Source organism: Alteromonas sp. 5NS40-0096 (assembly GCF_057544385.1).
Map to the genome: position 1 here is coordinate 105,345 of NZ_BAAJLQ010000004.1, position 20,837 is coordinate 126,181.

Here is a 20,837-nt window from a genome sequence, read left to right on the forward strand (position 1 = left end):
TATGACTAAAGCGACAGATACTATCGCTCAAGATGCGGTTGCTGATCATCACGACGATCATCACGAACATCACATACCCAAAGGTATTACCCGTTGGTTGTTTACAACTAACCACAAAGATATTGGCACGCTATATCTATGGTTTGCCTTCATTATGTTCCTCACTGGTGGTGCAATGGCTATGGTCATTCGCGCTGAACTATTCCAGCCAGGTTTACAGATTGTTGACCCAAATTTCTTTAACCAGATGACGACGGTTCATGGCCTGATCATGGTTTTTGGAGCCGTCATGCCTGCCTTCACTGGTTTGGCTAACTGGCTTGTACCTCTCATGATCGGGGCGCCAGACATGGCGTTACCAAGAATGAACAACTGGAGCTTCTGGATTCTGCCTTTTGCCTTCTTGATTTTGTTGTCATCGCTTTTCATGGAAGGTGGCGGTCCTGCATTCGGCTGGACATTTTACGCACCGTTGTCGACGACTTACAGTGGCGATAGCACAGCATTGTTTGTGTTCTCTGTTCACATTATGGGTATTTCTTCGATCATGGGCGCGATCAACGTTATCGTTACTATCTTCAACATGCGTGCGCCGGGTATGACATGGATGAAGATGCCGTTATTTGTTTGGACTTGGTTGATAACCGCTTTCTTATTGATAGCAGTTATGCCAGTACTTGCTGGCGCTGTTACCATGGTACTGACTGATAAATTCTTCGGCACCAGTTTCTTCGATGCTGCTGGTGGTGGCGACCCGGTAATGTTCCAACATATATTCTGGTTCTTCGGTCACCCTGAAGTTTACATCATGATTTTGCCCGCATTTGGCATTATCTCGCAAATCGTACCGACCTTCTCGCGCAAAAAGCTATTTGGCTACGCCTCGATGGTCTATGCCACCGCGTCCATTGCGGGTTTGTCCTTCATTGTCTGGGCTCACCACATGTTCACGACGGGTATGCCTCTGGCGGCTGAGATGTTCTTCATGTTTGCCACAATGTTGATATCGGTGCCAACAGGCGTAAAAGTGTTTAACTGGGTAGCTACGATGTGGCGAGGGTCTATGACCTTCGAGATTCCCATGATGTTCGCTATCGCCTTTATTGTGCTTTTCACTATTGGTGGTCTGTCTGGCCTGATGCTTGCGATAACGCCGGTGGATTTCCAATATCACGATACCTACTTTGTTGTGGCGCATTTCCACTATGTACTGGTAACGGGTGCGGTCTTCTCAATCATGGCTGCGGTTTACTACTGGTTGCCCAAGTGGACAGGGCGCATGTTTGATATCACATTAGCTAAGTGGCATTTCTGGTGTTCGTTGATATCGGTCAATGTGCTGTTCTTCCCAATGCACTTCGTTGGGTTGGCGGGCATGCCACGCCGTATTCCAGATTACGCATTGCAGTTCGCTGACTTCAATAAATGGATCAGTGTGGGTGGATTTGCGTTTGGTTTGTCACAACTCATTTTCCTTGCGCTGCTGATTAAAGCTTGCAAGAAGCAAGGTGAGCCTGTGAGTGACCAAGTATGGGAAGGTGCAGAAGGTTTGGAGTGGGAGATTCCGTCACCTGCGCCTTATCACACATTTGAAACACCACCTGTAGTGAAATAAATAGAGGTAAGTGATGACTCAAGCAGCCCAAAATCAAGCAAACAACAAGATGGTGATAAAGCTCGTCTTTATTGTTGTTGGTATGTTTGGTTTTGGCTTCGCTTTGGTGCCTTTGTACGACGTTTTCTGTGACATAACCGGCATTAATGGCAAAACAGAAAACACCGCAGCAACCTACTCAGGGGCAGCAATTGATGAAAGTCGCTTGGTTACGGTCGAGTTCATTACGCGAACGAATACTGGCATGCCATGGGAATTTAGAGCGGAGACCAAAAAGGTGAAACTGCACCCAGGTGAGTTGAGCACGGTTGAGTTCTACGTTCGCAATCCCGCGTCTAAAGATATCGTTGCGCAAGCGATACCCTCTGTTTCGCCCGGTCAAGCGGCGCTGTATTTAAACAAAACCGAGTGTTTTTGTTTCAACCAGCAGCCCCTATCTGCGGGTAAAGAAGCGCGTATGCCTATGCAGTTCTATGTCGACCCTCAACTGCCAGAAGACATCACTTATTTCACTGTTCAGTACACTTTATATGACGTTACCGCGAGAGCGGATGACTTAGAGTCTCAAGACAATCCATATCTCACTCAATCATCCGAATAAGAGATTGTGAGAAAAGGAGGAGAACGAAATGCAGCAAGAATATGAAAAGTATTATGTTCCAGAACAAAGTGTTTGGCCGATTGTTGGAGCCGTAGCGCTATTTCTGATAGCGGTAGGTGCCGGTAACTTGGTCGTAGAGGTAACCAAAGAAAAAGAAGGTTTAGGTGGGCAAATATTGATTGCCGGCATCGTCACTTTGCTGGTGATGCTAGTGGGATGGTTTAAAAACCAAATAGATGAATCGATGAGCGGTTTGTACAGTGACCAACTGGGTCGCTCTTATCGCCAAGGCATGAGTTGGTTTATTTTTTCCGAGGTGATGTTTTTTGCCGCGTTTTTTGGCGCCTTGTTCTATGCGCGAATGATATCCATTCCTTGGCTGGGTGGCGCATCGAACAATGCCATGACCAACGCCGTGCTTTGGCCCGGATTTGAAGCCATGTGGCCTTTGATTTCTACCCCAGGTGGGACAACGACGCAAGAAATGAGTTGGGCAGGCTTGCCAACTATCAACACCATTATTCTGTTGGTCTCCTCTGTGACACTGCATTTTGCTCATGTTGGTTTAGAGCAAAATAAACGCAAACAGCTCACGGTGATGTTAGGTGTGACAATTTTACTCGGCCTAGTGTTTCTGATGCTTCAAGTTCAAGAATATATTCATGCTTATCAAGACTTAGGGTTAACACTGCAGTCAGGGGTGTACGGCAATACCTTCTTCTTGTTAACGGGATTCCATGGCATGCACGTGACCTTGGGTACCATTATCTTGATAGTCTTGTTTTTTAGAGTATTGAAAGGGCACTTTACGCCAGAAAACCATTTCGCTTTCCAAGCGGGTAGTTGGTATTGGCATTTCGTCGACGTAGTTTGGGTGATGTTGTTTATCTTCGTCTACGTGTTGTAACCCATTAGCCCGTATTTAATACGGGCGAGGGTTTGGCGTGATTAACCCGGTTGCCAAAGCGATGAGAATAAGAATAACGATGGCAACCGAAGTAAACACACGGCGTCCGATGTATTTACTCATAGGTTCGCCGTTTTGGTCATTTCTCATCATGACTCTCATGGCTAAGAAGAGGTTGACTACCATATAGATAAGTAGTGCTACCAGTATTATTTTTATTAGCATAATTTTACCTACTAGGGGTGGCTTATATCGATGTTGACTCGCCCACTGCGTGTCCCAATTACTGCCTTCGTAATCACATTGAGTTGTGTTTGCATCATGATTGGGCTGGGATTATGGCAACTCGATCGAATGCATCAAAAACAAGCCAGATTGGCTGACATTGAGCAAAAGCAACAACAATCACCTCTGGATATTCAGGCTTTATTTACCATGGACACAGATGTGAGAGACGTCAAGGTCACATTTGCAGGAATACCCGATAACAATCAAATATTGTTACTCGATAATCGATTGCATCAAGGGCAAGTTGGTTATCAAGTGCTCTCTCCCGTTCTGGTTAATGGTGGCACTGTTTTGGTTAATTGGGGATGGGTTTCAGCCCCTCGCGAGCGCACCCAACTTCCCAGTGTTGTTTTACCAAACTACATGGTGGAACTCAGTGGAATTGTTGCTGTGCCCTCCCACAATCCTCTGGTTAGTGAGACTGCTACAGCGCTAGAGCACTTTCCTGTCAGAGTGCAAGCAATTGATATCGCGTTTTTCTCGCAGCAGCTTAATCAACCACTTATGCCGTTCGTTATCCAGCTAACGGCGCCTGAGAACGACGCTTTTGTTAGAAATTGGCAGTCAGTTGTTATGCCTCCGGAAAAGCATCTTGCATATGCAGTGCAATGGTTTGGGCTGGCGATTGCTGCAATGTGTGTATTCATCACCTTGGTTGTTAGGAGAAGTCAATCTCATGAGTGAAGTGAAAGGCAATTCGAAGAAAAGTTTACTGGTGCTTGTTGCGGTGTTCATTATTCCAGTTATCGCGGCAAAATTAGCCTTGGATAATGATTTCTTCAACCGCGGTAGCACCAACAAAGGCCAGCTTCTAAACCCTATCATTGATACCACGCTGTTGCTGGCTGACGCTGCGCCCAAATGGCGACTCGTTTACGCCATCCCCGGCGATTGCGACGCACAATGTGAGAATGCCATTTTCAGTATTCATCAAGTGTGGTTGGCATTGGGTAAAGAATCAGATCGTGCTGAGGCGGTCGTGTTTGTCACAGATGCCAGTGACAAAAAAGCCATAGCTCAATTAGCGAGCCAACCCAATCTTATACGAGTCTCAACTTCTGAATCTGACTTGAAGCAAGTGTTTGGTGACGTGGAAAAAGACGCCATTTTTGTGGTTGATACACTCAATAATGCCATGTTGAAGTACCCCTTAATGGCTAAGCAAGAAGATGCAATTCTGCACAGTCGAGACATTCTCTCGGACTTGAAGAAAATGCTTAAATTGTCTCGTATCGGCTAGGAGAGGTTCATGAAGAAGTTAGTGGTATTCAGTATCTTTTTTGCTTTCGTGGTTATCGTACTGGGCGCTTATACTCGTTTGACCGACGCCGGTCTGGGTTGCCCTGATTGGCCTGGTTGTTATGGCTTATTGACAGTTCCACAAGGGGAGGAGCAAGTTGCTGCGGCAAATGAGGCGTATCCAGAACGTCCAGTCGAGTCCCAGAAAGCATGGAATGAGATGATTCATCGTTACTTCGCTGGCACCTTGGGGCTGTTTATTTTGATTATCGCGGCGATAGCTGTCAAAAACAGAGCGCCACATCTGCCCTTTAAGTTGCCACTCGTGTTACTACTTCTGGTTTGCTTTCAGGGCGCATTGGGGATGTGGACCGTCACATTAAATTTACTGCCGGTCGTTGTTATGGGTCATTTACTTGGTGGCTTCACGGTATTGAGTTGCTTGTATTTGTTGTATCTCAGATTGGCGAATGACAGGGTGCCCGGTGGCGATGCTCAGTTGCGTCCCATGGCCCGTTTTGCGGGGATAGGCATTGGTGTGCTCATGATCCAGATCGCTTTGGGTGGTTGGACATCAGCGAATTATGCTGCTTTAGCGTGTACCGAAATGCCGGTATGTGAAAATGGTTGGGCGGAACGGTTAGATTTTGGTGGCGCGTTTTCCGTTCCTGAAGCCGCTAATTATGAATATGGTGCCCATAGCTATGAACAGCGAATGACGATGCACATCGTGCATCGCATTGGTGCTTTGGTCACCTTTGGTTATTTGCTTTGGTTGGGTTTGAAATTGTTTATGTCGGCGCAGTCGTCGGCAATACGAAACTTGAGTATGACACTCATCGGAGTGTTGTGCGTGCAAGTATTACTGGGAATTAGCAATGTGGTGTTCAGTTTGCCACTCGCTGTTGCGGTGGCACATAACGCCGTAGCCGCATGCCTTCTGCTGGTTCTACTGTCCGTTACTTATCATCTTTATCGAAAGGTCTAGGAGTTCACAATGGCAAAATCGATTCCTTTTTCCGCGACTCAATCACGTAGTGTCGACTCCCGAAAGGCCTCTTGGCGTGACTATTATGAGCTCACTAAGCCGAAAGTGGTGATGTTGCTGCTGCTTACTGCACTGGTGGGAATGTGTTTGGCCACGCCGACTTGGGTAAGTTGGCAAGTGTTGGTGTTTGGCTTAACTGGTATTGGCTTTCTCTCTTCTTCAGCCGCTGTGATTAATCACGTTGTAGATCATAAAATTGACAGCAAAATGGCGCGAACTTTCAATCGGCCTGTGGCTAAGGGCAAGGTTCAAATTCAACATGCGCTGATTTTCGCTGCCGCATTGGCCATTGTCGGCTACGTCATGCTAGAGATTTGGGTAAATCGCCTGACAGCTCTATTAACTTTGGCGAGCTTGGTGGGATATGCAGTTATCTACACTATGTATTTAAAACGAGCGACGCCGCAGAATATCGTAATTGGTGGTTTGGCGGGTGCCGCGCCACCCTTACTGGGCTGGACAGCGGTCACTGGCGAAATCCACGCCCATGCGCTTTTACTTGTTCTCATCGTGTTTACTTGGACTCCTCCTCATTTTTGGGCATTGGCTATTCATCGCGAAAAAGACTACGCAAAAGCTGAAATTCCAATGTTGCCTGTTACACATGGTATTGAATTTACGAAAACTTCAGTCTTGTTGTACACAGTGCTGCTTTGTTTAATCTGCTTAATGCCTTATCTCGTGGGTATGACGGGTCTAATCTATTTAATAGGTAGTACGGCGCTGAATGCTGGGTTTATGTATTACGCTTTTAAACTCAAATATGCCGCTGATGAAAAAACAGCAATGCAAACTTTTCGGTTTTCAATTATCCATCTCATGGTATTGTTTGTAGTCTTATTGGTTGACCACTATGTTCCATTGAGTTTATGAATCAAAAAACTATCGCCGGCCTCGTCGCCGGCATTGCGCTGATTGCGGGTATCTATCTTGCGGTCGTGATTGCCCCACCCTCGCAAAGTTCAGCGCCAGAGTACTTCCAGCAATATCCTCAACCCCGTGAATTATCGACGTTTACTTTGACGTCTCAAGATGGCAAACCACTAACTAATGCTTCGCTGAAGGCACAATGGACACTGGTGTTTCTCGGCTATACCTACTGCCCTGACATTTGTCCAACGACGATGGCTAGCCTTAATCAGGTCTACCCTCAACTGCAGGCGATAGAAGCAGAATATCCTGTCAAAGTCTTGTTTGTCTCCGTTGATCCCAATCGAGATTCTGTCGAGAGAATGGCGGAATATATCAACTTTTTTAACCGAGATTTTATAGGGGCAACCGGGCCACACGATCAATTGTTTCCGCTCGCGAGAAGTATGGGAATGATGTACGCCATCGCAGGGAGTACAGACGATCCTAATTACCTAGTCGACCACAGTGCATCGGTTGTGTTAGTTAATCCAGAAGGTCAAGTTGTTGGAAGGTTCAAGCCTAATTTGGTGCCGGGTGAGTTGCCGATTTCAGATGGCCAGCAGATTCTCGCCGATCTTCCACTGGTGATTGGTCGTTAATCTTATGGCAACGATTTCAATACGTCCGGCCAGTGCTAACGATATGGATGACGGAGTGGCGCTGATTTACGCCGCTGGTGAAAAGTTGGTTAACTATATTTTTGGCAACGGCGACGAAGCATTAGCTATGCGTTACCTGCGACTTGCCTGGCGCAGAGGGCATGGTCAATACGGTTATAAAAATCATTGGGTCGCGGATGTAGACGGGCATTGTGCGGGCTTGATTTCGTGCTGGCATGACACGCTCCCAGCAAATTTTGATGCTGAAACTATGGCCAGCATTACCGATTTGTTCTCCCATCAAAATGCGTTGGATGTCGTGATGCGAAGTCGAGAATATGCAGATGAAATTCCTCCCCCAAAAAGCGATGAATTTGCTGTGGGGCATGTTGCAACCGCGTCAGCGTTTAAGCGAAATGGCGTGGCGACTCAGTTGATGAACTTCATGTATTCAGAGGCTTGCCGCCTGAATAAATCCACTATGATTCTCGACGTTGAAAATGTGAATACAGGCGCCCAAGCTTTTTACCACTCAATGGGCTTCGTAGTACAGCGTCAGCAATCCACATTTACCCGCATGGCGAAGTCGCTAAAGACCTAACGTCGTTGCTTAATCTGGATAACGACCTGTGCTGTCTGATACGAAAAAGGGTTGTGAAAACCAATAGTAGCGGCCGCCTTCTGAAACAGAAGGCGATGTACAGTTCACTCTAGAACGGCCGACTGGCAGCGGGGTAGGCGGAGCAAATTCAAGCAGATTTTCTTTGCGTTCTAACGAGATACTCTTGCCCTGAAAAAAGCACTGAGCTTGGCCCAACCGTGTGTCTGTTTCGTCTATCGAGAGTTGAACTAGCGGAAACTCGCGGTCTGAAAGCCTATCTGGATTGACGATGTTGCTAGAAATAGAGTCGAAAGCCAACGAATTCAATTTGGTCTTTAACGTCTTCAAATTCGCGTATCGCCCTGCAGCAGGGAAACGAGGCAAGGCCGTTAAATCTGTATTCCGGTTAATGGCTCCCGAATGCTGCCCTAGGCCTATATAGCCTTTTTGCTCGAGCATCTGTTGTATGTTGCTGTCGTATTCGCCAAATGGGTAGGCAAGCATCTTATAGTTTTGACCCGTTCGTTCGGTTATCAGCTGCTCGGCTTGATCAATATTCTGCCAAACCCTAGTTAACCACTGCTGTTGTGTCTCTCCCTCTTTGCGTTCGAGTAAGTGAAGGTGATCCATGGTGTGATTGGCAAAAGTGGCGCCTTGCTTTTGCATTAGGTTGACTTCGTCCCATGTCAGTTGGTTTCGTTGCGTTCCTATTGCTCCAGGATTGACGAAAACCGTATACGGAAACTGATGTTGCCTCAGTACTGGGTGACCATTTTCGAGTATGTTTTTGAAGCCATCATCAAAGGTAATGGCCACTGCTTTATCGGGAAGTGATTCGCCATTTTGAATGTGAGTTAAGGCTTCAGGCAGCGAAACAACCTGGTAATTTGCTGCCAAAAACGCCATATGCTCAGCAAATTGAGTAGGGCTGATACTGGTACTCGGCGGTGTCTTGGTATCCACGTGGTGGTAGAGCAGCACCACCAAGTTGTCCTCACTTTTTACCTGGTGTGAGGCTAACAAACAGAAAAGCGCGAGGCATGAAATGATAAAACGGCCCGCAGAAAACAGGTATGGCATGTTACACTGAACCTTTGTAGTTAATTGATTCCACCGATGACACTATCCACTCGGTTTTGGGCCGACCATCGACACCTATTGGCGTTAGCCTTTCCCATGATTCTTGCCAATATTACCACGCCTTTATTGGGAATGGTGGATACCGCTGTGCTCGGTCATATGGAGACGTCATCCATACTGGCTGGTAGTGCGATTGGCGCACTGATTTTGACTCAAACTTATTGGGTGTGTGGCTTCTTACGCATGTCTACAACGGGGTTAAGTGCGCAAGCTAAAGGGCAAAATGATAGCAGTGGTGTGGCTTGTGCCAGTGTTTTTTATCGTTCTACTCTCCTCGCATTAGTGATTGGCGCTTTTATCGTAATTTTTGGCCCCTTTTTACTACAAGGGGGGCTGTATTTAGCAAGCGCTTCCGGTGAGCTCGAGCGTCACGCCCAAAGCTATTTCTTCGTTCGCGTGTGGGGCGCACCTGCTGCAATGTTAAACATGGCCTTGATCGGCTATTTAGTTGGTCAACAACGCACAAGAGCGGTATTGATGATTCAAGTGATTGGCAATCTGCTCAATGCTGGCTTAGACGTATTGTTTGTTTATGGCTTGGATTTGAGTGTTGAAGGCGTGGCGCTTGCAAGTGTGATTGCCGAATACACCATGGCGACCCTTGGGGCGCTACTTTGTCTGCGTTCAGTTTTATCTGTGCCATTTTCAAAGCAGTGGTTCACCAAAGCGCAGATCGTTTCGCTACTAACTATGAACACAGACATGCTAGTGCGTAATCTCGCTCTGCAAGTTTGTATCGCTTTTTTAACATTCCAAGGGGCGCGCCTAGGCGCAGAGCATGCAGCGGTCAATGCGATATTAATGCAGTTTTTTGTGTTGATTGCACTGGGTTTAGATGGTGTGGCTTACGCTGTTGAAGCACTAGTTGGTGAGGCGAAAGGCGCTAAAAACAATGCCGGTATCACACATCAAACTAAGGTTGGTTTGATCTGGTCGAGTCTCTTCGCTGCAGCATATGCTGTCGTGTTTTACACATCGGGCGAAGCCATCATTCGCTTGCTAACGGATATTCCCAGTTTACAGAATGAGGCCGCAAGGTATTTGTGGCTGATAGTTTTACTGCCACTAATCGGCCATTGGTGCTTTTTATTCGATGGCATCTTCGTTGGATTAACCCAGTCTAGGGCCATGCGCGACACTATGTTGCTCAGTGCTGCTGGGGTCTTTTTCCCCATCTGGTGGTTGACTCAGTCCATAGGCAATTTGGCATTGTGGTATGCCATGGCAGGTTTTTTAGCTGCTCGAGGCTTGAGTCTAGGGTTTCTGTTTTGGTGTCAGTACGTTAAGTCAGCTCGCTAAGGCGGTGGGGGTGGACCCAGGCGATTGAATCGGCTCAGGAAAATCGCAATGTAAGCGGTAATCGCAACGACGAAACCGGCCAGCATAAGGGTCATGGCTGCGATATCGATGACGATATGTATGCCACCTAATGCCAAAAGTGCCAGTAATCCGCTAAAAAACACCGCAAGGCCTTTTACAAACCTGGCCCAAGCCAATTGTGGCTGTTGGGCAAGTTGTTTCAATGCGAAAAATGGCACAATTCAGCTAGAACTAGTAGTACGAGTGTTCGCCTGCTTGGTGTTCAGTAGCGTCTCTTACGCCAACAATTTCACCTGCAAACTGTTCGAGCATTTGTTTTTCGATACCTTCTTTTAACGTGACATCGACCATAGAACACCCGTTACAACCGCCGCCAAACTGCAACACAGCGTGGCCATCATCGGTAATTTCTGTCAAAACGACTTGGCCGCCGTGATTGGCAAGTTGAGGGTTGATTTCATTTTGAATCATGTAGTTGATTCGCTCAACAAGAGGCGCATCATCCGAAACCTTACGCGCTTTGGCGTTCGGTGCTTTCAAAGTCAGCTGCGAACCCATTTGATCGGTTACAAAGTCAATTTCTGCTTCTTCCAAGAAAGGTTCACTTTCTTGGTCAATCACAGCATCAAAGCCATTGAAGGACAGTTTGATGTCTGTTGGCTCAACAGCATCAGGGGGACAGTATGATACGCCACACTCAGCGCTCGACGTTCCAGGGTTCACCACGAAGACGCGGATATTCGTGCCAGCTTCCTGTTTCTCAAGCAGTTTTACAAAATGGGCTTGAGCGCCCTCAGAGATCGATATCATCACTTTACCTAAATTCTACGTGGGATCGGACAACATAATACCAAATTTACTTGAGCAAAACAGTCAAGTATTTTCAATTTTTAGTATTTTTCGTGAATAAAATATACGCTTTAACTTAAACTTGAGACCAACTACCCCTGAGATTGGATGATTACCCCATCAAGTCGTGCTAAATAGTGCACAATAGAGAATTGCCTTTCAGGTAGATGTTCGGAGTTTGGGTCCCATGCGTTTGTAGGTTAAACCGCTATACTAAGGCTCAACTCAAATCGTATTGATAGTTACGTCCTTTACTGACTAGTAAATAAGGGCTGATTCAAAAAAGTAAATGTGCTTTTCGGGTCTATAACAAAAATAACTTAGACGGATTTCACTATGAGAATGATTATTGCGTTTAAGCGAGTCTTTGTATTCGCGTTCTTAATTTCAGCTTTCCATAGTCATGCCACGCTCAATGGCTCGCTAAACACTGGAGGGAAGCCAGTTGCCGATTTTCTTCCCCAAGGTATTGCCTACGATCCAGCGATTCCAACACCTGAAGCGTTTTTAGGTCAAGAGGTAGGAAGTTGGCATGTTCGCCATGATCAGTTGGTGTCGTACATGCGTGCGCTAGCGCAAGCCTCTGACCGTGTAACATTGACTGAAACAGGGCGAACTCATGAAAACCGCCCACTCCTACTGTTGACTATCACTGCCCCTAAAAATCAACAAAACATTGAATCGATTCGCGAAGCGCATTTAGACACCATTACCAAGGGTAAGCGCGCCACCAAAGATGCGCCGTTAGTCCTTTATATGGGCTATAGCATTCACGGTAACGAACCCTCTGGTAGCAACGCCTCTCTGGTTGTTGCTTACTACTTGGCTGCGGCGCAAAGTACTGAAGTGGAGACCTTATTAAATGATAATGTGGTGTTGCTCGACCCTTCTTTAAATCCCGATGGATTATCGCGATTCGCGCAATGGGCGAATATGCACAAAGGCGTAAATCGAGTTGCTGACCGCAATCACAGAGAACACCAGGAAGCTTGGCCAAATGGCCGAACTAATCACTATTGGTTTGATCTGAATCGCGATTGGCTATTGCTTACTCACCCTGAGTCGCGCGCGCGTATTGCGCAATATCACAATTGGCGACCGCACGTGTTGACCGATTTTCACGAGATGGGTACGGACAGTACATATTTCTTCCAACCTGGTGTGCGTTCGAGGAAAAACCCACTTACCCCTGATGGCAACGTGACCTTGACCGAAGCACTTGCCGACTTTCATGCAGCCGCATTCGACAAAGCAAAAGTATTGTACTTTAGCCAAGAAGCCTTTGACGATTTTTACTACGGTAAAGGCTCAACCTACCCCGATGCTCACGGTAGTATCGGTATCTTGTTTGAACAAGCGAGTAGTCGAGGTCACTTACAAGAGTCAATCAATGGCCCCTTGGCGTTTGCTCAAACTATTCAAAATCAAGTGACTACGAGTTTAAGCACATTCAAGGGGGCGATGGCCAATAAGCCGGCTCTCATTGAATACCAAACGAGCTTTTTCAAAGATACCGATAAAGCGCGTAAAGACGATGATACTTATGGTTATGTGTTGTCGGTTAAAAATGACCAAGCTCGCATGTCTCGCTTAGTGTCTATTCTTGAACAACATCAGATCCAATATGAATACTTAGAGAAAGAGTGGGCTGGAGCTAATCAAACCTACGAGGTCGAGGACTCCCTATTCGTTCCCCTCGATCAGCCACAGTATCGTCTGATTAAGTCAATGTTCTCTACACAGCAGAACTTTGCGGAAAACACCTTCTACGATGTGTCGAATTGGAATATTGCCTTTGCATTTAACGCTAAATACGACGCCGTGCCCAAATCCAAACGCCGCAGCATTAAGACGCGTCAACAACCCTCGTCTGTGGTGGCAAGCCAAGTTGATATTTCGCTAAATGCATACGCCTATGTATTTGAGTGGCACAGTTACAACGCCCCAGCGTTGTTGCAACATCTGTTGGAAAATGGCGTGCAGGTAAGAGCATCAAAAGGCGCATTCAGCGCTGTAACAAGTGCTGGGGATCAAGCTTTTGATAAGGGCGCTATTATAGTGCCACTCGCGTTAAAACAACCATCGAACCTAGTACAGATATTGTCGACCGCAGCCACTGAATACGGCGTTTCAGTGTCGACAGTATTGTCAGGGTTAACAGCATCGGGCAGTGATTTGGGAAGTCGCACTATGGCGCCGGTTTCCGCCCCTGAGGTTCTCATTGTTGGCGGTGAAGGGGTGAGCCCTTATGACACGGGTGAGATTTGGCACTATTTAGATACGCGTGTGGGTATCGCCGCGACAATCGTCGATGTGGACAATTTGCGCCATGTTGCATTGGAAGACTACAGTCATATCATCCTACCCAATGGTCGTTACTCTGCCCTGTCTGAGGCGACGACGGAAGGGTTGAATCACTGGGTTGAAAAAGGTGGAGTGTTAATCGGGCTAAAATCAGCGGTTTCTTGGTTAGTGAAAAATGGTTGGCTTGACCTCACAGAAGTCAGTCGTGACACAATAGATGATGCGTTTGATACGTCGTCGTTGTCATTTGCCGATAAAGATGCGTTATTTGCTAAAAAGTTGATCGCTGGTGCAGCTTACAACACCGAAGTCGACTTAACTCACCCCCTCTTTTACGGTTTTGATCATCAAAACGTAGCTATGTTCAAAACATCAAATCGCATCTTTAAAGGAAAGGGGTCAGCCTTTACGGAAATCGCCCACTACACGTCATCTCCGTTACTTGCTGGTTTTACTTCACCCGAGCTACAGCGTTTGGTTAGCGATACAGTAGCCATCTCAGTTGAGCCACATGGTCGGGGTTTAGTCATTGGCTTTGTTGATAATATTCATTTCCGTGGATATTGGTATGGCACGGATAAATTAATGAGTAACGCTATCTATTTGTCGCCTTTGATGCGCTAACGTCTGCGTTTTATCGAGGTGACTGCCATCGCCCAAACCTGTACGTTCAGGTTTGGGCGTTGTTGTTTTAGTTGACGACAAAGGGCGTTTACCGTCGCGCCTGTGGTGATGACGTCATCGACGATAGCGACACTTGATATACCTTGGGGCAATCGGTTAACTGAGTATGCATGGCTGACATTACTCAGTCTCGCTTGTTTGGTAAGTAGCCGTTGGCTTTGGGATTTACGCCACGCACGAGTTGCCCAAGTACTGTGTACAGGGATGCCTAGCGATTGACCTATGAGCTTGGCTAATTCATTTGCTTGATTGTATTGGCGTTGCCATAGCGTGAAAATGGATATGGGCACGGGCAGTAAAACATCTGGCAATGGTACTGGATGGGTATGATGAAACTGGCAATACATACTGGCCAGGGCGTTAATCGATGGCAAGCTGTGCTTTAACTTGCTGTTGAGGATTAGCTCATCAAATGGCCATGCATACCAGCCCATAGCCCTGAGAGCATGATATCTTGGTTTGTGCAGATGGCGGCGAATCAGCGGAAAATGCAATAAGTTGGTTGGTACCGCTGCGGCATCAAAGAAAGGGATATCGCCATAACAACAATGACAAATTCGCCCATTACTGGGAAGGTTGCACAGTAAGCAGGTTGAGTCTGAAGCTTTAGATGCCCATTTAACAAAGCTGTTATAGTATTTTGATAGAGCCATGGTACACTTTTTTCACTTATGATTAGAGCGTAACTTTGTGGACCAAACTAGCACATCACCTACTCTAAAAAGCCGGACCCAAGGAACGGGAAAAGATCTGGTATTCATCCATGGTTGGGGCATGAATAGCGGTGCGTTTCACGAATTCATTCCCTATTTATCTGAACAGTTTCGAATCACTACAATCGACCTCCCCGGGTTTGGTGAAAACTGGGATCAAGTTCCCGAGCCCTATACCCTTGAGGCCATTGCTGAGTGGATAGCACTACAAATACCCGAAGGGGCTTTTTTGGCTGGTTGGTCGCTCGGCGGGCTAGTCGCCCAATATCTCGCTTGCCAGCCAAATTGTCGGCTTGGTGGGCTGATCACCATAGCGTCCACGCCGAAATTCGTTGCCAGTCAGTGTTGGCCTGGTATTGAACCTGATTTGTTGCAGATGTTTGAAACTCAACTTGAGCTCGATTATCGCAAAACACTGGATCGTTTTTTGATGATTCAAGCCATGGGCAGCGAAACCGCAAGAAAAGACATTAAAACCATTAAAAGCCAAATTACGCTATTCCCCGACCCTTCGGCCTTAGCATTGAAAGACGGGTTAGGGTTGCTCTCTTCTGTTGATTTACGCCAGTCAATCGGTCGAATTCAAATTCCGACGTTAAAGCTCTATGGACGCCTTGATAGTTTAGTACCAACGAGCGTCATCGATAGTATTCATGAACTACAACCTCAAGCTGACACTGTAGTATTGCCACATGCCTCACACGCGCCTTTTATCTCTCATCCTCAACAAGTCGCTGATATCATAGGGCAATTTGTCGTTCATCCGCGGTCATAGTTGCACCGCTCTGCGAGACTTGCTCATAACACAGTGTCGCTGTGCCTACGCGCTAGTCTCTGGACGACTATTCGTATGGCCTGGGATACCTTAAGACCTTTATTTTTTTTGCGAATTGGTTAATAATTAACCGTGAGAAGGTGTGAGGTAATTAATGACTAGTATTGTGTCTAACGGCATTAACTCGGCAATAGTCAGCGCTCAGTTTGGCATTCAAAATGGGTTACAAGGGGTAACACAGGCCTCGCTGAATATTGCTCAGCAAAATGCGCAACTTAACGTAGAGCAAAACGGCCCTGAGCAGCTGTTGGCATCGGCGTCCATTCAAAACTTGTCGAATGTCAGCTCGCTATTACCCCAAGGTTCGAATGACCCGATTAGCAACTTAGTGTCGTTACAAGTCAATGCTTTAAATGTGCAAGCGTCAGCGAATGTACTGGACGTGGTTGACGATACTGTTGGCACCATCATCGATACCCTGGCTTAAGTCATGAACATTGTCACGCCCATTCCCACTTCCCTCGTATTCACTACCGCAAATGTGAATACGGAGTCGGCGCGTCGTGATAATTTGTTGCGAGAGACGATCCCCCAAACCTCAGAGTCAAATCAAAGTAGTGCAGAGCAAGGGTTGGGCAGTGAATCGGATAGAGTAAGAACGCCGGGCCAACCACCATCGCCAGTGACTTACGAACGCCCTCAAGTTAATGCAGAACTGGCGGCTCAAGGTGGGGCAAACGAAACCCCTGATAACGGCAGAGATGAGAGTGCTGGCCGTCAAGACGCTGAACAGCGACAGCAACAACAGGCTGAGCAACGGGAAATTGAAGAGTTAGAGCGCCGCGATGCAGAAGTCAGGGCGCATGAGCAAGCGCACGCTGCGACTGGTGGTCAATATGCCTCTGCCCCCCAATACGAATTCGTTACAGGGCCTGATGGGCAACAGTACGCCGTTGGTGGGCAAGTGGCCATTGATATCTCGGAAGAGCCTACACCGGAGCAAACGATTCGCAAGATGCAGCAAGTTCGAGCCGCAGCACTTGCGCCCGTAGAGCCTTCACCTCAAGATTTGCAGGTAGCCGCAGAGGCAACACAAAAAGCGTTTGAGGCCAGAGTTGAGCTGGCAGAGGACAACAGGCAAAGCTTGCAGTCCTCAGATGCAGAAAGTAATCCGCTCGATCCTGATATTCCGGCACTCGATGAGATTATCGATGCTGGAGAAATCTCACCACCGAGCCGAACGCTGGACAGGGCAACACTTGCTCAGGTCAATGAAGATAGCCTAACCGAACTAGGTGATACGGAATTTGTAGGGCCACGTCGTCGTCTTGATATTGAAGAAGACCCAAGAATCGGCGTCATACAGCAGTTTTATCAAAGCGTTTCTGCCCCCCGCAATGCCGGCTTTAGCGCGAGTGCCTAAACTCGCAAAACGCAGCGCTACTCTCGCAGCGCTGATAACTCGTTTTATTTTTTCGCTTTAGCAAACGCATCGGCAAACGCGTTGCCCATCGCACTGTTTTGGGCTGGCGCAGGTTTGTTCTGTCTTTGCTGTGGTTTACCTTTGCTCTTAGCAGGACTTTTGCGTGGTCCTTTATTACTCTGCCCCGGCTTATCATCCAATCGCATTGTGAAGCTGATACGTTTTCTGGCAACGTCGACTTCCATCACTTTGACTTTTACGATGTCGCCAGCCTTCACTACTTCTCTTGGATCAGAAATGAATTTGTCAGTTAATGCTGAAATGTGAACTAAGCCGTCTTGGTGAACACCAACATCTACAAAAGCGCCAAAATTGGCAACGTTACTGACAACACCTTCCAGAATCATTCCTTCTTTCAAATCATTGATCGTTTCGACCCCTTCTTTGAAAGCGGCTGTTTTGAATTCTGGTCGAGGGTCCCTGCCTGGCTTATCTAACTCATTGAGGATGTCTTTTACCGTGGGTACACCAAACTCGTCATCGGTAAATGACTCTGGTGCCAAAGACTTCAATAGTGATGTATTACCAATTAAGTCGTTTACCGCAACGGCGGTTTGATTGACAATTTTATCGACCACTGGGTAGGCTTCCGGATGCACTGCAGAGTGGTCTAGTGGGTTCGTACCTCCCGCAATTCGCAAAAAACCGGCAGCTTGTTCAAAGGCTTTTGGTCCCAATCTCTCTACTTTTAGCAGGGATTTTCTATCACTGAATTGGCCATTGGCATCACGGAAGTTAACAATGTTGTGTGCAAGAGTTTTGTTTAAACCTGACACATAACTCAGCAGTGCCGGAGATGCCATATTTAAGTCAACGCCGACAGCGTTCACACAGTCTTCGATGACGCGATCAAGGGATTTACCTAATTGAGATTGGCTAACATCGTGTTGATACTGGCCAACACCGATTGCTTTGGGCTCAATTTTCACTAGTTCGGCGAGAGGATCTTGGATGCGTCTGGCAATAGAGACCGCGCCGCGAAGTGAAACGTCTAAGTCAGGTAATTCTTTCGAGGCGAGCTCTGACGCCGAGTACACAGAAGCGCCAGCTTCGCTGACCATTATTTTTTGAGCATTGAGATCGGCGTTTTCTTTCAGTAGCTCTGCGACCAACTTATCCGTCTCTCGCGATCCTGTGCCATTGCCGATACTGATCAATTCGATTTTGAACTGCTTACAAAGCGTTGCTAGGGTTCGTTTGGCCTTATCCCATTGATTTTGCGGCGCATGAGGGAAGATGGTATTGGTAGCGAGTACCTTGCCCGTTTTGTCTACCACTGCCACTTTTACACCAGTCCGCAAACCTGGGTCGAGTCCCATTGTGGTTTTGGCTCCCGCCGGGGCCGCCATTAGCAAATCATTTAAGTTTTTGGCAAAAACGTTAATCGCTTCTTCTTCGGCACGTTCTCGTAATGCGCTGAATAGCTCGGTTTCCATATGCAGTGCAATTTTTATTTTCCACGTCCACTGCACGACTTGTTTTAGCCAAGCGTCCGCGGCTTTGCCCGTGTCGCGGATGCTGTAGTGTTGGGCAATTATCGATTCGCAATAGGAGCTTGATGCGTCTTCTTCGCTGCGCTGCGGATCGGCGTCAAGTTGAATGTGAAGCATCCCCTCATTGCGGCCCCTAAACATCGCCAGAGCTCTGTGTGAAGGCACGTTAATGAGCTTTTCGTTGTGGTCAAAATAATCGGAGTACTTTGCAGCCTCTTTTTCTTTGCCGTTTACCACTTTACTGCTAACGAAAGCACTGTTGTTGAGGTAATCGCGCACTTTTGCCAATAGGGCTGCGTCTTCTGCAAATCGCTCCATCAATATGTAACGCGCACCTTCTAGTGCGGCCTTGCTGTCTTGGACGCCATTCTCAGCATTAACGTATTTCGCCGCTTCTTCGTCCGGTGACAACGATGGATTGTCAAACAAAGCATCAGCAAGTGGAGCCAACCCTGCTTCAATCGCTATTTGCCCTTTGGTTCGACGACGCGGCTTATAGGGTAAATACAAATCTTCTAATGTGGTCTTACTCTCGGCATCATTGATCTGTGAAGACAGCTGCGGCGTTAGCTTCCCTTGTTCTTCTATGGACTTTAAAATGACGGATTTTCGTTCTTGCAATTCTCGCAAATATACGAGGCGCTGCTCTAGGTTACGCAACTGTGTGTCGTCTAGCCCCTGAGTCGCCTCTTTACGGTAACGAGCGATAAAAGGAACGGTAGCGCCACCGTCTATTAGACTTACGGCAGCTTCGACTTGGGCTGGCTTTACGGCAAGCTCATTTGCAATAGTATTGATGATCATAGTGAACTCTATGGCATGTGAAATTAGAATGGCGTGTTCTAGGTAGAACGTGTCCTTGTTCGCGCTGAAGGAGCGTTATCATTTCGAAGTATATCACTTTCCTACATCGCGGCTAGCATCGAATATCAGGCTTTGTCCGTTGGGTCGTACCAAATTTTGGTAATCCACCAATCAAATGTACCCGCTTCTGTTTTTACAGTAATGTCATCCTCTATGGTGCGACCGATTAATGCTCTCGCCATAGGCGAATCGACAGAAATGTAGTCTCTGCGGTCAAAAATTTCATCGTACCCGGCAATTCTCAGTGCTTTAGTGTCGCCTTCGTCGTTTTCGATTTGTACCCAAGCGCCAAAAAAGACTTTTCCTTCTTGCTGTGGGTGATAGTCGACAACCTTCAAATTTTCTAAACACTTTCGCAAATAGCGGACGCGGCGATCGATTTCACGCAACTTCTTTTTGTTGTATTGATAATCTGCGTTTTCGCTGCGGTCTCCAAGACTGGCTGCCCAGGTGACTTTTTTGGTTATTTCTGGTCGCTCTTCTCGCCAAAGGTAATTCAGTTCATCCCTTAGCTTGATATAGCCCTTTCGGGTAATAAGTGGCGTCTTCAATGGTTAATGTCGCTCTTTACTGACTTACTTTGAATTTGGGTATACAGATAGCATTTTTCAATGAACAGTGATGCTGAAAGCATGTCATTGTGGATTCGTTTTTCCCCAAATGTTTTGCATAACCCACTAAAGCGATCTTTATAACGGTAAATTTTGTATAAAGAATGCACTATTTTTTCCGATAACAGCAATCTGTGCATTATGTTTGCATAGTGCTGTGGCAATGTGACAATTTTCTGGCAAACTGAACAAAAGTTATACAGTGTTGTCTTATTTTTACTAAGTCTACTTGGTGAGCGTTATGATTCAAGAAAAGCAGGCCATGGATGAAAGCCTGATAGAGGAAAAACAGTTGTCGGTAAAGCCGACATCTGCCGTGCGCGCGAGTTTTATACTATTTGGTTTCGTTATGTTACTAACGGGCATTGTTATGTTTTTCATGTCCGCAATTGACGTGTTAGCCAATTTGGAGACGATGCAGCCAGCGGTGTATTTGCTGGCAAGCGTAGTAATGTACAAAGTGGGGTGGTTTATCCTTCAACAATGTGCAACGCTCAAAAGAAAACACAGTCGTCGCAAGCCATTTATCAGTAAAGTGTAGCGCTTAAACCGATTTGTTATTAGCTTGAGTTGGTTAGTCGAAATTGTTCCTAACACATCAACTGGTAGGACTGCGAATTCGGTATTTTTGGCTATCTTTAATATTGAGAATTCGAGATTGAAAGCATACACGAATAGCCCATATTCTTATGTGGGCACGCGCTTGACACCAAGACAGGCGACATGCACGTAAGGAAAAGGTAGGCACGGAGGGTGCCAGTTCTCAAATAAAAAAGCCGGCTAAGTCGCCG

At 46.8% G+C, this 20,837-nt stretch carries 22 protein-coding genes; 15 read left to right on the forward strand and 7 right to left on the reverse strand.

The genetic code is table 11. From position 1 onward, the window contains the following. The first annotated feature begins 1 nt into the window (after window position 1). Genes ctaD through AC27G9_RS13035 form a run of 3 tightly spaced genes read left to right on the forward strand, consistent with a single transcriptional unit; the run spans window position 2 to window position 3,123 of the window. A complete protein-coding gene (ctaD, locus tag AC27G9_RS13025) occupies window positions 2-1,615 on the forward strand; it encodes a cytochrome c oxidase subunit I (RefSeq protein WP_487074868.1) in 1,614 nt (537 codons plus the stop codon). A 13-nt stretch (window positions 1,616-1,628) separates the two neighbouring features. Beyond that, window positions 1,629-2,216, forward strand: a complete 588-nt coding sequence (locus tag AC27G9_RS13030; protein WP_487074869.1) for a cytochrome c oxidase assembly protein — start codon at window positions 1,629-1,631, stop codon at window positions 2,214-2,216. 28 nt (window positions 2,217-2,244) lie between these two features. Continuing rightward, window positions 2,245-3,123 carry a cytochrome c oxidase subunit 3 gene (locus tag AC27G9_RS13035; protein ID WP_487074870.1) on the forward strand — a complete coding sequence of 293 codons (879 nt, stop codon included), beginning with the start codon at window positions 2,245-2,247 and terminating at the stop codon, window positions 3,121-3,123. 15 nt (window positions 3,124-3,138) lie between these two features. Here AC27G9_RS13035 and AC27G9_RS13040 read toward each other — a convergent pair whose 3' ends face one another. Further along, window positions 3,139-3,348 (reverse strand): DUF2909 domain-containing protein, encoded by a 210-nt coding sequence (locus tag AC27G9_RS13040; RefSeq protein WP_487074871.1) that lies wholly within the window; start codon window positions 3,346-3,348, stop codon window positions 3,139-3,141. Window positions 3,349-3,378: 30 nt separating this feature from the next. On the opposite strand from AC27G9_RS13040, the gene AC27G9_RS13045 reads away from it, so the two are divergent. The 6 genes from AC27G9_RS13045 to AC27G9_RS13070 are packed head-to-tail and all read left to right on the forward strand — an operon-like array spanning window position 3,379 to window position 7,810. Next, window positions 3,379-4,095 (forward strand): SURF1 family protein, encoded by a 717-nt coding sequence (locus AC27G9_RS13045; protein WP_487074872.1) that lies wholly within the window; start codon window positions 3,379-3,381, stop codon window positions 4,093-4,095. Next, window positions 4,088-4,651, forward strand: a complete 564-nt coding sequence (locus AC27G9_RS13050) for a hypothetical protein (RefSeq protein WP_487074873.1) — start codon at window positions 4,088-4,090, stop codon at window positions 4,649-4,651. The genes AC27G9_RS13045 and AC27G9_RS13050 overlap by 8 nt, the downstream gene beginning before the upstream one ends. Before the next feature lie 9 nt (window positions 4,652-4,660). Continuing rightward, on the forward strand, window positions 4,661-5,638 hold the full coding sequence (locus AC27G9_RS13055) for a COX15/CtaA family protein (protein ID WP_487074874.1): 978 nt from the start codon (window positions 4,661-4,663) through the stop codon (window positions 5,636-5,638). A gap of 9 nt (window positions 5,639-5,647) precedes the next feature. Then, a complete protein-coding gene (cyoE, locus tag AC27G9_RS13060) occupies window positions 5,648-6,571 on the forward strand; it encodes a heme o synthase (RefSeq protein ID WP_487074875.1) in 924 nt (307 codons plus the stop codon). Then, window positions 6,568-7,209, forward strand: a complete 642-nt coding sequence (locus AC27G9_RS13065; RefSeq protein WP_487074876.1) for an SCO family protein — start codon at window positions 6,568-6,570, stop codon at window positions 7,207-7,209. Before cyoE ends, AC27G9_RS13065 begins: the two co-directional genes overlap by 4 nt. 4 nt (window positions 7,210-7,213) lie before the next feature. Then, window positions 7,214-7,810: a GNAT family N-acetyltransferase gene (locus tag AC27G9_RS13070; protein ID WP_487074877.1), complete on the forward strand. Its 597-nt coding sequence runs from the start codon at window positions 7,214-7,216 to the stop codon at window positions 7,808-7,810. A gap of 9 nt (window positions 7,811-7,819) precedes the next feature. On the opposite strand, the gene AC27G9_RS13075 is transcribed toward AC27G9_RS13070, so the two are convergent. Beyond that, entirely contained in the window at window positions 7,820-8,890 is a 1,071-nt protein-coding gene (locus AC27G9_RS13075) for a polysaccharide deacetylase family protein (RefSeq protein ID WP_487074878.1), read from the reverse strand. 36 nt (window positions 8,891-8,926) lie between these two features. Between AC27G9_RS13075 and AC27G9_RS13080 the strand changes: the two genes are divergently transcribed. Beyond that, window positions 8,927-10,249, forward strand: coding sequence for an MATE family efflux transporter (locus AC27G9_RS13080; protein WP_487074879.1), 1,323 nt, complete (start codon window positions 8,927-8,929; stop codon window positions 10,247-10,249). Here the strand turns inward: AC27G9_RS13080 and AC27G9_RS13085 are convergent. Beyond that, the gene (locus AC27G9_RS13085; protein WP_487074880.1) at window positions 10,246-10,488 is read right to left on the reverse strand and encodes a hypothetical protein; all 243 of its coding nucleotides are present in this window, start codon (window positions 10,486-10,488) and stop codon (window positions 10,246-10,248) included. The genes AC27G9_RS13080 and AC27G9_RS13085 overlap by 4 nt on opposite strands. A 13-nt stretch (window positions 10,489-10,501) precedes the next feature. Then, a complete protein-coding gene (nfuA, locus tag AC27G9_RS13090; RefSeq protein ID WP_487074881.1) occupies window positions 10,502-11,080 on the reverse strand; it encodes a Fe-S biogenesis protein NfuA in 579 nt (192 codons plus the stop codon). A gap of 375 nt (window positions 11,081-11,455) precedes the next feature. Between nfuA and AC27G9_RS13095 the strand changes: the two genes are divergently transcribed. Then, window positions 11,456-14,047, forward strand: a complete 2,592-nt coding sequence (locus AC27G9_RS13095; RefSeq protein ID WP_487074882.1) for a M14 family zinc carboxypeptidase — start codon at window positions 11,456-11,458, stop codon at window positions 14,045-14,047. Here the strand turns inward: AC27G9_RS13095 and AC27G9_RS13100 are convergent. Then, window positions 14,044-14,760, reverse strand: coding sequence for a ComF family protein (locus AC27G9_RS13100; RefSeq protein ID WP_487074883.1), 717 nt, complete (start codon window positions 14,758-14,760; stop codon window positions 14,044-14,046). The genes AC27G9_RS13095 and AC27G9_RS13100 overlap by 4 nt on opposite strands. 37 nt (window positions 14,761-14,797) lie before the next feature. Here AC27G9_RS13100 and bioH point away from each other — a divergent pair, with 37 nt between their 5' ends. From bioH to AC27G9_RS13115, 3 genes are all read left to right on the forward strand, one after another. Then, window positions 14,798-15,595: a pimeloyl-ACP methyl ester esterase BioH gene (bioH, locus tag AC27G9_RS13105; RefSeq protein WP_487074884.1), complete on the forward strand. Its 798-nt coding sequence runs from the start codon at window positions 14,798-14,800 to the stop codon at window positions 15,593-15,595. Window positions 15,596-15,749: 154 nt separating this feature from the next. Continuing rightward, window positions 15,750-16,082: a hypothetical protein gene (locus AC27G9_RS13110; protein ID WP_487074885.1), complete on the forward strand. Its 333-nt coding sequence runs from the start codon at window positions 15,750-15,752 to the stop codon at window positions 16,080-16,082. A gap of 3 nt (window positions 16,083-16,085) precedes the next feature. Continuing rightward, the gene (locus AC27G9_RS13115) at window positions 16,086-17,018 is read left to right on the forward strand and encodes a putative metalloprotease CJM1_0395 family protein (RefSeq protein ID WP_487074886.1); all 933 of its coding nucleotides are present in this window, start codon (window positions 16,086-16,088) and stop codon (window positions 17,016-17,018) included. 44 nt (window positions 17,019-17,062) lie between these two features. Here AC27G9_RS13115 and AC27G9_RS13120 read toward each other — a convergent pair whose 3' ends face one another. Further along, the gene (locus AC27G9_RS13120; RefSeq protein WP_487074887.1) at window positions 17,063-19,375 is read right to left on the reverse strand and encodes a Tex family protein; all 2,313 of its coding nucleotides are present in this window, start codon (window positions 19,373-19,375) and stop codon (window positions 17,063-17,065) included. A 125-nt stretch (window positions 19,376-19,500) separates the two neighbouring features. Next, the gene (greB, locus tag AC27G9_RS13125) at window positions 19,501-19,986 is read right to left on the reverse strand and encodes a transcription elongation factor GreB (protein WP_487074888.1); all 486 of its coding nucleotides are present in this window, start codon (window positions 19,984-19,986) and stop codon (window positions 19,501-19,503) included. 301 nt (window positions 19,987-20,287) lie between these two features. Between greB and AC27G9_RS13130 the strand changes: the two genes are divergently transcribed. Continuing rightward, entirely contained in the window at window positions 20,288-20,587 is a 300-nt protein-coding gene (locus AC27G9_RS13130) for a hypothetical protein (RefSeq protein ID WP_487074889.1), read from the forward strand. Window positions 20,588-20,837: the final 250 nt, after the last annotated feature.

What these genes read in the sequence shown, in the direction of transcription:
- ctaD (WP_487074868.1), top strand. Translation starts at nt 2, where the DNA reads ATGACTAAAGCGACAGATACTATCGCTCAAGATGCGGTTGCTGATCAT.
- AC27G9_RS13030 (WP_487074869.1), top strand. Translation starts at nt 1,629, where the DNA reads ATGACTCAAGCAGCCCAAAATCAAGCAAACAACAAGATGGTGATAAAG.
- AC27G9_RS13035 (WP_487074870.1), top strand. Translation starts at nt 2,245, where the DNA reads ATGCAGCAAGAATATGAAAAGTATTATGTTCCAGAACAAAGTGTTTGG.
- AC27G9_RS13040 (WP_487074871.1), bottom strand. Translation starts at nt 3,348, where the DNA reads ATGCTAATAAAAATAATACTGGTAGCACTACTTATCTATATGGTAGTC.
- AC27G9_RS13045 (WP_487074872.1), top strand. Translation starts at nt 3,379, where the DNA reads ATGTTGACTCGCCCACTGCGTGTCCCAATTACTGCCTTCGTAATCACA.
- AC27G9_RS13050 (WP_487074873.1), top strand. Translation starts at nt 4,088, where the DNA reads ATGAGTGAAGTGAAAGGCAATTCGAAGAAAAGTTTACTGGTGCTTGTT.
- AC27G9_RS13055 (WP_487074874.1), top strand. Translation starts at nt 4,661, where the DNA reads ATGAAGAAGTTAGTGGTATTCAGTATCTTTTTTGCTTTCGTGGTTATC.
- cyoE (WP_487074875.1), top strand. Translation starts at nt 5,648, where the DNA reads ATGGCAAAATCGATTCCTTTTTCCGCGACTCAATCACGTAGTGTCGAC.
- AC27G9_RS13065 (WP_487074876.1), top strand. Translation starts at nt 6,568, where the DNA reads ATGAATCAAAAAACTATCGCCGGCCTCGTCGCCGGCATTGCGCTGATT.
- AC27G9_RS13070 (WP_487074877.1), top strand. Translation starts at nt 7,214, where the DNA reads ATGGCAACGATTTCAATACGTCCGGCCAGTGCTAACGATATGGATGAC.
- AC27G9_RS13075 (WP_487074878.1), bottom strand. Translation starts at nt 8,890, where the DNA reads ATGCCATACCTGTTTTCTGCGGGCCGTTTTATCATTTCATGCCTCGCG.
- AC27G9_RS13080 (WP_487074879.1), top strand. Translation starts at nt 8,927, where the DNA reads ATGACACTATCCACTCGGTTTTGGGCCGACCATCGACACCTATTGGCG.
- nfuA (WP_487074881.1), bottom strand. Translation starts at nt 11,080, where the DNA reads ATGATATCGATCTCTGAGGGCGCTCAAGCCCATTTTGTAAAACTGCTT.
- AC27G9_RS13095 (WP_487074882.1), top strand. Translation starts at nt 11,456, where the DNA reads ATGAGAATGATTATTGCGTTTAAGCGAGTCTTTGTATTCGCGTTCTTA.
- AC27G9_RS13100 (WP_487074883.1), bottom strand. Translation starts at nt 14,760, where the DNA reads ATGGCTCTATCAAAATACTATAACAGCTTTGTTAAATGGGCATCTAAA.
- AC27G9_RS13110 (WP_487074885.1), top strand. Translation starts at nt 15,750, where the DNA reads ATGACTAGTATTGTGTCTAACGGCATTAACTCGGCAATAGTCAGCGCT.
- AC27G9_RS13115 (WP_487074886.1), top strand. Translation starts at nt 16,086, where the DNA reads ATGAACATTGTCACGCCCATTCCCACTTCCCTCGTATTCACTACCGCA.
- AC27G9_RS13120 (WP_487074887.1), bottom strand. Translation starts at nt 19,375, where the DNA reads ATGATCATCAATACTATTGCAAATGAGCTTGCCGTAAAGCCAGCCCAA.
- AC27G9_RS13130 (WP_487074889.1), top strand. Translation starts at nt 20,288, where the DNA reads ATGATTCAAGAAAAGCAGGCCATGGATGAAAGCCTGATAGAGGAAAAA.